The 9,048-nt window shown below is 73.8% G+C and carries 5 protein-coding genes (1 of these 5 only partly in view); all 5 read right to left on the reverse strand.

Features of this window, described 5'->3' with window-relative positions; all coding sequences use genetic code 11:
* Nucleotides 1–3,154, reverse strand: the 5' portion of a protein-coding gene (locus J4557_RS41275) for a non-ribosomal peptide synthetase (protein ID WP_208272281.1). Its footprint begins 10,187 nt before the window's first position; the window shows 3,154 of its 13,341 coding nt (coding positions 1–3,154); its start codon is at nt 3,152–3,154; the stop codon falls past the left edge of the window.
* 53 nt (nt 3,155–3,207) lie between these two features.
* Nucleotides 3,208–5,025 (reverse strand): ABC transporter ATP-binding protein, encoded by a 1,818-nt coding sequence (locus J4557_RS41280; protein WP_208272282.1) that lies wholly within the window; start codon nt 5,023–5,025, stop codon nt 3,208–3,210.
* Between the two features lie 114 nt (nt 5,026–5,139).
* Complete coding sequence (locus tag J4557_RS41285) at nt 5,140–7,626, reverse strand: FtsX-like permease family protein (RefSeq protein ID WP_208272283.1); 2,487 nt, start codon at nt 7,624–7,626, stop codon at nt 5,140–5,142.
* Nucleotides 7,623–8,345 (reverse strand): ABC transporter ATP-binding protein, encoded by a 723-nt coding sequence (locus J4557_RS41290; protein ID WP_208272284.1) that lies wholly within the window; start codon nt 8,343–8,345, stop codon nt 7,623–7,625. Before J4557_RS41290 ends, J4557_RS41285 begins: the two co-directional genes overlap by 4 nt.
* Nucleotides 8,342–8,950: a helix-turn-helix transcriptional regulator gene (locus tag J4557_RS41295; RefSeq protein WP_208272285.1), complete on the reverse strand. Its 609-nt coding sequence runs from the start codon at nt 8,948–8,950 to the stop codon at nt 8,342–8,344. The genes J4557_RS41290 and J4557_RS41295 overlap by 4 nt, the downstream gene beginning before the upstream one ends.
* Nucleotides 8,951–9,048: the final 98 nt, after the last annotated feature.

Genomic DNA, 9,048 nt, shown 5'->3' on the forward strand with positions numbered 1-9,048 from the left:
GCAGCCGGGCCACGGTGGCCGCGTCGACCCGGAACTCGACGCGGTCGCCGGCCGGCGACCGCACGGCGGGCCTCGGGTGGTCGGCGGGCAGCTCCAGCGTCTCCGCCCCGGCCAGCCGGTCCCGCCAGTACGCCAGCTGCTCCTCCAGCACCTCGTCCCGGAGGCGGTCGCGCTGCCAGACCGCGTAGTCGGCGTACTGCACCGGCAGCGGCGGCAGCGACGGCTCCGCGCCCCGGCTGAACGCCTCGTACAGCGTCCACAGCTCGCGGTGCAGGATGGCGACCGACCACTCGTCGCAGACCACATGGTGCATGAGCAGGCTGAGCACGTGATCGTCGTCGCCGAGCTTGATCAGCCGGGCGCGCATCAGCGGCCCCTCGGCCAGGTCGAAGGGGACGGTCACCTCGGCGGCGACGAGCACCCGGGCCTCGGCGAGCGGATCGGCGGCGGCGCTCAGGTCGAGCCGGTCCAGCGGGACCGCGCGGGGCGGGTCGACGACCTGGTGCGCCACGCCCTCGACGCCGACGAGCCGGGTGCGCAGCACCTCGTGCCGCCGGGCGATCGCGTCGAGCGCGGCGCCGAGCGCGCGCACGTCCAGCGGTCCGCGCAGGTGCAGCGCCAGCGGCTCGTTGTACTCCGGCGAGTCCGGCGCGAGCTGGTTGAGGAACCACAGCCGCTGCTGCGAGAACGACAGCGGCAGGTCGCCGTCGCGCGGCACGGGCACGATCGGCGCCGCCGCCCGGCCGGGCGCCGCGCGGCCGACCGCGGCGGCGAGCCCCCGGACGGTCGGGTGGTCGAACAGCTCCGCGAGTTCGAGCTCGACGCCGAAGGCGGCCCGCACGCGCGACATCACCTGGGTCGCCAGCAGCGAGTGCCCGCCCAGCTCGAAGAAGTCGTCCTCGGCGCCGGGCCCGTCGATGCCGAGCACCTGTGCCCACAGCCCCGCCAGCGTCTCCTCGGTGCCCTCGGCCGGCTCCACGTAAGGAGTCGAGAGCCGCGGGCGGGCGCCCTCCGGCGCGGGAAGGGCGGCGCGATCCACCTTGCCGTTGGGGTTGAGCGGCAGCGCAGTCAGCACCGTGAACACGCCTGGGATCAGGTAGTCGGGCAGCCGTTGCCGCAGGAACGCCCGCAGCTCGCTGGTCGACGGCGCGGGCAGGGCGCCCGCCGCGACCACGTAGGCGATGAGCCGCCGGTCGCTGCTGGTTCCCCGCGCCACGACCACGGCGTCGGTCAGCGCCGGATGGGCGAGCAGCGCGGCCTCGACCTCGCCGGGCTCGATGCGCACGCCGCGCACCTTGACCTGCTCGTCGATCCGCCCGTGGTACTCCAACTGCCCGTCGGTGCGCCACCGGACCCGGTCGCCGGTCCGGTAGAGGCGCGACCCGTCGGCGGCGAACGGATCGGCCACGAAGCGCTCGGCGGAGAGGGCGGGCCGGTTGCGGTAGCCGCGGCCGACCCCGATCCCGCCGATGTAGAGCTCCCCGGGGGCGCCCACGGGGAGCGGCCGCAGATACCGGTCCAGGACGTACAGCCGCACGTTGCCGATCGCGCCGCCGATCGGTGGCGCAAGCGCGGCGCTCCCCCGTCCGATGATCGCGGAGGTCGCCTCGATGGTGCACTCGGTCGGCCCGTACAGGTTGCTGACGACCGCGTCGGCGTTGCGGGCGTGGAAGCGCGCCACGTCCTCACCGGCGAGGGCCTCGCCACTGCAGAACACCAGCCGCAGGTCCGGCGGCGTCTCCGGGTCGGGGTGGGTGACCAGCAGGCGGAAGAGCGAGGGCACGAAGTGCACGACGCCGACGCGGCGGTCGCGCAGCAGCGCCAGCAGGTGGTCGAGGTCGCGGTGCCGGCCGGGTTCGACGACGACCGTCTCGGCGCCCACCGACAGCGGCCAGAAGAGCTCCCACACCGACGCGTCGAACGTGAGGGGCGACTTGTGGACCACGCGCTCGCCCGGCCGCAGCGAGTAGACCTCCTGCATCCGGACCAGCCGGTTGACCACGCCGCGGTGGGCGATCGCGACGCCCTTGGGCAGCCCGGTGGAGCCGGAGGTGTAGATCACGTAGGCGAGCCGGTCGGGATGTGCGCCGACGTCCGGCGGCCCGGCGGGGGCGGTGGCGACCGCGGCCACGGTCGCCGGGTCGTCCAGGTAGACCGCGGTCCCGGCGGCCACGGCGAACGGCGCGGCCAGGTCGCGGGTGCCGAGGACGACGGAGGCGCCGCTGTCGGACACCATGTAGTCCAGCCGGTCCGCCGGATACTCGGGGTCCAGCGGAAGGTACGCCCCGCCCGCCTTCCAGATCGCCAGCAGCGCGACCACCATCTCCAGGCCGCGTTCCAGCGCCAGGCCCACGACCGTCTCGGGACCGACCCCGGCGGCGTGCAGGTGGTGGGCCAGCCGGTTGGCCGCCGCCTCGAGTTCGGCGTAGGTGAGGGAACGGTCCCCGCAGGACGCGGCGGGTTCGCCGGGCGTACGGGCCGCCTGCTCGGCGAACAACTCGTGCACTCCGGCGACCGGGGCGTGCGGGGCGGCGGTGTCGTTCCAGCCGCTGACGACGAGACGGCGTTCGTCGTCGCTCATCACCGGCAGCTCTGACAGGCGCCGGGCCGGGTCCGCGGCGACGGCCTCCAGGAGGAGGCCCAGCTGCTCGGCCATGCGGGCGATCGACTCGTCGTCGTACAGGGCGCTCCGGAACCGGATCGCGCCTTGCGGCGACAGTTCCAGGTCGCGCTCGGCCGCCCAGTCGCAGCCGTCGGGGCCGCCGTCCAGGTCCAGGCAGGCGTGGAAGAGCTCCGGGCGAAGGGCGTCGGCGGGGATCGGCCCGGACGCCCGTCCCTCGCCGAGTGCGGCCTCGAGTCCCGCGGCGACCTCTGTGAAGAGCGGGTCGCCGGAGAGGTCGGCGCGGACCGCGAGCCCGCCGCTCAGCCCCACCACGACGTCGTCCTCGCCCGCGTACCGGCCGACGAGCATCGCCCATGCGGTGAGGAGCGCCGGGATGGGCAGCACGGGCAGCGCGATCCGCGACACCGCGTCGAGCGGCCCGCCCTCGACCGGCCGCGGCCGGTCGAGGGGCGGCTTCAGCACGGGGGCGCCGTTCAGCAGCCGCCGCCAGAAATCGGGCCGAGCGTGGGCGGGTTCGCGTCCTGATCCCATGAATGCTCCACGTGAAGGCTTGGACGGGTCCGAGGCGCGCCGGCGCCTGCCGATCAGTGCAAATAGATTGCCCGGTCGTCGGCTTTTCCGTTGCCGGCGCCCGGTTCCAGATATCCGCGCGCCTGCAGGGTGAACAGTTCCGCGTACAGGCCGTCGGCGGCCATTAGTTCGTCATGGGTGCCGTGTTCGACGACCTTTCCCGAACGGAGCACGACGATGCGGTCGGCCGTGCGGACGGTCGAGAACCGGTGCGAGATCAGCAGGACGGTCCGGCCCTGGTAGAGCTCGCGGACGCTGTCGAACAGGGCCCGCTCCGCGCGCGCGTCCAGGGACGCGCTCGGCTCGTCGAGGATGACCAGCGGGGCCGAGCGCAGGAACGCCCGGGCCAGCGCCACCCGCTGCCACTGCCCGAGCGAGAGGTCCTGGCCCTCGCCGAACTGCGGCGACAGGATCGTCTGGTAGCCGTCGGGGAGCGCGGCGAGGAACCCGTCCGCGCCCGCCGCGCGGGCGGCGTCGCGGACGGCCTCCTCGGCCGGGTCCCGCTCGGCCGCCCCGATCCTGATGTTGTCCTCGGCGGGCAGGGCGTAGCGGATGAAGTCCTGGAAGAGCACCGCGACCGACTCGCGCCAGGTCGCGGCGTCGAAGTCCGCCAGGTCGGCGCCGTCGACCAGGATGCGGCCGTCCTCGGGCGCGTACAGCCCGGCAAGCAGCTTCGCCAGGGTGGTCTTGCCCGACCCGTTCTCGCCCACCAGCGCCACGACCTCGCCCGCCTCCATCCGCAGCGAGACCTGCTCCAGCGCGCGCCGGTCGGATCCCTGGTAGGTGAACGAGACGTCCTGCGCCTCGATGGTCTCGAAGGCGGCGGGGGCGGCGTCCCCGGTGCGTTCGCGCTCGATCTCGGGACGCAGCGCGAGGAACTCCTCCAGGTCGCGCACGAGCGGCGCGGACTCGAAGAACTCGTTGCTCGACCCGATGCCGTCGACCAGTTTCTGGCTGAAGACCAGCAGCGCCCCGGCGGTCGTCGCGGTCTCGGCGAGGCTCATGCCCGCCCACCGGTTGAGGGCGATCAGAACCCCTGCGGCCAGCGCCAGCACCAGCCCGCTGCCGACGGAGGCCAGCAACGCGGAGTAGAACCGCTTGCGCAGGTTGGCCGCGAGCAGCGTCAGCCTGCGCTCCATGATCGAGAGCCATCGCCGGGCCAGGTAGCCCTCCAGGTTGAAGGCGCGGATCTCCTTGGCCGGCTCCCTGGTCGTGAGCAGATCGAACAGGTAGGTGCGGCTCCGGTCGTCGGCGGTGGTCTCGGTGACGAACTCGAAGTGCTGTTCGCCGCCCCGGACGCCGCCGAGCCACACCGGCACCGCGGCCAGCACGACGAACAGCGCGATCCACGGCTGGATCAAGATCATCGCCAGCGCGACCGCGACCAGCGTGAACACCACCTGCCCGATGGTGACCAGGCTCTCCACCATGCGGGCGGGCCGGGTGAGCGCGCTGGTCGCCGCCCGGTGCAGCCGGTCGTGGAACCGCGAGTCGTCGAAGTCGGCCAGGTCCGCCAGGCACGCCACGCCCATGATCTCGCGGCACACGTGCAGGCCGGTGCGCTCGCTGAGCAGCAGCCGGCGGTTGGCGATGACGGCCTCGGCGACCGCGATGAGGATGTTGGCCGCCACGAAGCCGACCATGCCGAGGGCCAGCTTGTCGGGGTCGCCGCCGCCGTTCTCGGCGATGAGCCCGGAAAGCAGCGACTGCAATTGGACGACGAGCACAAAGATGCCGAAGGCCTGGACCAGGTCCATGACCACGACGACGATGAATTCTTTTCGGCTGGCCGCCCACACCAGCTTTATCGCCGCAATGACGAGGTGGAGCATTCCGCCGATATTGCGCACCCGGCCATGCTTACACAGCTCACCAGGGCTGCCAATAGACGCTACAAGCGCGCCAGATCGGCTCCACCGAGCCTCCAGCGATGAACGTTCTGCGCTTTATTCGAGTGCCCGTCCGGAAATGGCCGGGGGCTCGCGTCCGGCGAACAGCCAGCCCGCCCCGGCGGCGACCAGGGGAACACCGGCCGCGACCCCGATCAGGTAGAGGACGGGTACCTGGGAGAGCCTGCCGATGTCGCTGCTGTACCCGGCGAGCAGCCCGGCGTAGGCGCCGAGCGAGCCGAGGACGACGCCGAGCAGCGCCAGCGCCCCGGCGGTGGCCGCGGTGATGGTCCGGCGGACGCGGCCGCTCGCGCCGGTCGCGGTGAGCGTGCGCAGGTCGCGGGCGGCCTCGATGCGGATGAGCCCGACGGTCATCGCCAGGACGCCGAGCGCGAGGAGCATGCCGGCGAGCGCGGCGCCGAGCCTGATCCGCCCGAGCGAGCGCTGGTCGCGGCGCGACTCGATGGTCACGCCCGCCTCCGCCGCGATGTGCCGGGCGGCGACTCTCTGGTCGGCGGTGAGCGGCCTGCCGGACTCGATCAGCCAGCCCGCGGGGACGCGCTTCCAGTGCCGGCGGTCGAGGCCCGCGGTGGTCAGGACCGAGTCGGGGTCGGAGGTGTAGGCCGTGCCCTTGACGCGCTGGACGTTCTCGAGCACCTCCGGCTTGGAGACCGACGGGATCTCCAGCCGCCCGGTCTGCGTGGTGATCACGTCGGTGCGCGGGTCGATCTTGGCCGGGTCGACGTGGAGGTAGGCGAGCAGTTGCGGGTTGGCGAGGTAGAGGGGGACGGACCGGAGCGCGCCGTCGGCCCGCCCGCCGTCCTCGCCTCCGCCCTGGTCCGAGGAGGAGCCGCCGGTCGGGATGCCCAGGTCGGCGACCGGCTGCCCGCCCTGCGCGTCCTCGAACCCGGGCTCGGGTTTGATGGCCGGGTCGGCCGCCATCTCCAGCGGGATCACGCGCGCGCCGCCGAGCCGCCCCGCGATCAGGTTCATCTGGGCCGACAGGTCGGCCAGCTCGCGGGCGCTGCGGATCGGCACGACGGCGTCGCCGCGCTGCCCGATCCGGACGAGCATCTGCCGGTCGGACAGGTTGCCGGTGGCGGCGGTGTCCTGGGCGGCGGCCGTGGAGACGATGACGGCGACCGGGATGCCCAGCGCCAGGCTGACCGCCGCCAGGGCCGCCGCCGAGCGGGACCGGTGGCGCGCGAGGTCGCGCAGCGCGAGCCGTACCGCGATCGGCGCCCGCGCGCCGAGCAGCGCCAGCATCTTGATCGCCGGCGGGCCGGCGAACAGGATGCCGAGCACCGTGCAGAACGTGCCGAGGACGATCAGCGGCGGGCTGGTCTGGTCGGCCAGGGCCAGGCAGGTCACGCCGGCGGCGAGGAAGAGCACGGCGAGCAGCGCGGGACGATGCGACGCCTTGGGCCGCGGCGGCCGGTCGGACAGAGCCTGGACGACCGGGACACGCGCCACGGTGCGCGCCGGCCACCACGCGGCGGCGGTCGCCATCACGACCGCGAGCACCGCGCACTCCAGGATCAGCGACCAGGACGGACTCAGCGGGCTGATGCGGTGCTCGGCCGCGGTCTCCAGCGTGCCGGACACCGGCATCCAGGCCAGAACACCCGCCAGCGTGCCGGCGGCGGCCGCGATGGCGCCGACCGCCGCGCCGTTGGCCAGCATCACCAGCCGGAGCTGGCGCTGGGTGGCGCCGATCGCGGCGAGCATGCCGATCTGGCGCAGCCGGCGTTGCGCGATGACGGCGAAGGCCGCCGCCGCCACGAGCGACACCAGCATGAGCAGGACCGTGGCGACGGCGAGGACGCCGGCCGCCGCCTGCCCGCCGCCGCGCAGGGTGTCGGTGACCAGCGGCGTCCTGGAGGCCTGCCGGTAGGCGTCGAACGTCTCGGGCGAGACCTTGGCGAGCACGGTCACCGACTGGGGTGCCGCGGCGCCCGCCGGCGGGACGAGCGCGAACTCGTCGCGCAGGTCGCGCGGGTTCTCCACGATGCCGACGACGGTGCGGTCCTCGCCCCCCGCGGTGAGCGTGCCGCCGATATGCAGGCCGAGCATCCCGGCGGCGCCGTCGGTCAGCGCCGTTTCGCCGGGCCCCCGGGGAAGGCGTCCCTGATCGACCGCGAGCAGCGGCGCCCCGTAGACGCCGCGCGGGTCGGCCGCGCGCACTTCGAGGGACTCGACCGAGCCCGGGACCGGCACGAACCGGCGGCCGATCACCTCGATGGTGCCGAGCTTCCGCCGGGCGAGCGCGACGGCGTCGGCGAGCGCGCGCGGATCGGTGCCGTCCAGCCGGACGAGATGGTCGGCATTGCCGTAACGGGCGTCGGCGCGCGGCGTGAGGTCGACCGCGGCCGAGCCGCCGACGACGGCGCCGAACACCGCCAGCGCGAGCAGCGTCGTCACCACGATCTGCTGCCGCCAGCCGCGGCGCAGCAGCCGCCAGGCCCAGCGGACGACGGCCCGGCGGGCGGCGACGCCGCCGTTGGCGGGCCCGTCCAGCGGCGGCCGCTCCGCCGTGAGTGTCACTGCTGGCCTCCGGTGAGCAGCGAGTCGGCGCCGGGCGGCGTGATGGTCTGGTCGACGATCCGGCCGTCCCGGATGAAGACGACCCGGTCGGCCCAGGAGGCGAGCTGGGAGTCGTGCGTGACGATGAGGCCGGCCACCTTGTCGCGGCACGCGGTGCGCAGCAACCGCATCACCGTCTCGCCGTTCACCGAGTCGAGCGCCCCGGTCGGCTCGTCGGCCAGCAGCACCTGCCGGTCGCCGACGACGGCGCGCGCGATCGCGACACGCTGGCGCTCCCCGCCCGACAGCTCGTCGGGGTAGTGTCCGGCGCGGTCGCGGAGCCCCAGGCGGTCGAGGGCCTCCAGGCCGATGCCCCGGGCGGCGCGCAGGCCGGTGCCGTCGAGCTCCAGCGGCAACGTGACGTTCTCCACCACGGTGAGGCCGGGGAGCAGGTTGAAGTCCTGGAAGACGTAGCCGATCAGCCGCCGCCGCATCTTGGCCCGGTCGTTGCCCGAGGTCCGGGACAGGTCGATGCCCGCGATGACCACGCGGCCGCCGCTCGGCTCCTCCAGGCTCCCGGCGATGGTCAGCAGCGTGCTCTTGCCCGACCCACTGGGGCCCATGATGGCGACCAGCTCGCCGTGGTTCACCGCGAGGTTGACCTCGTCGAGGGCGCGCACCTCGTTGGGCGGCGTGCCGTAGACCTTGGAAACCTGCTGCAACTCGATGGCGGCGGTCACCGGGGCACCTCCACGTCCGGCCTCGACGGCGCCTGGTCCGGGCCGGCGGCCCCCGGACCCGGGTCCTGCCGGGCACCGTCGCGCCGCGCGCTCTGCCTGAGCCGCGTCTCGGCGCCTTCGATCCAGCGGAACGCCGCCTCCAGCCGGAAGAGCTCCGCGTCCACCACCAGTGCCAGGCCGAGGTCGTCGGGCGACGCCTGGCTCTTGAGCGTGGTGTAGCGCTGCATGTTCTCCACGAGATGCCGCCGGTGGACCTGGAGGATCTCGTGGACGTCGACCCCCGGGACCTTCAGCGCCACCATCACCTTGATGACCAGCTCGTCGCGGGGCGGGGGGTTGACCCCCGAGGGGGCGTGCAGCCAGCCCATCAGCTCGTACCGGCCCGCCTGGGTGAGCCGGTAGCGCTTCTGGGAGGACCGTTCGACCTCCTGGTCGTCGTCGGACTCGATGAGCGCGTCGCGCTCCAGGCGCTGCAGGGTCGTGTAGACCTGCCCGACGTTGAGCGGCCACAGCTCGCCGGTGCGCGCCTCGAACTCCTCCCGCAGCCGCAGGCCGTACTTGGGGCCCTCGGCCAGCAGCGAGAGCAGTGCATGTCGGATGCTCATGGGCGCCCTCCGGTGAGGATACTCGGTACTATACCCGATATACTCCACGCGGCCAACGCCCCCTCGCACGTTCGTACGAGAGGGCGCAGGCGGCTCGG

Source organism: Actinomadura nitritigenes, assembly GCF_017573545.1.
In the GTDB taxonomy this organism is placed as follows: domain Bacteria; phylum Actinomycetota; class Actinomycetes; order Streptosporangiales; family Streptosporangiaceae; genus Spirillospora; species Spirillospora nitritigenes.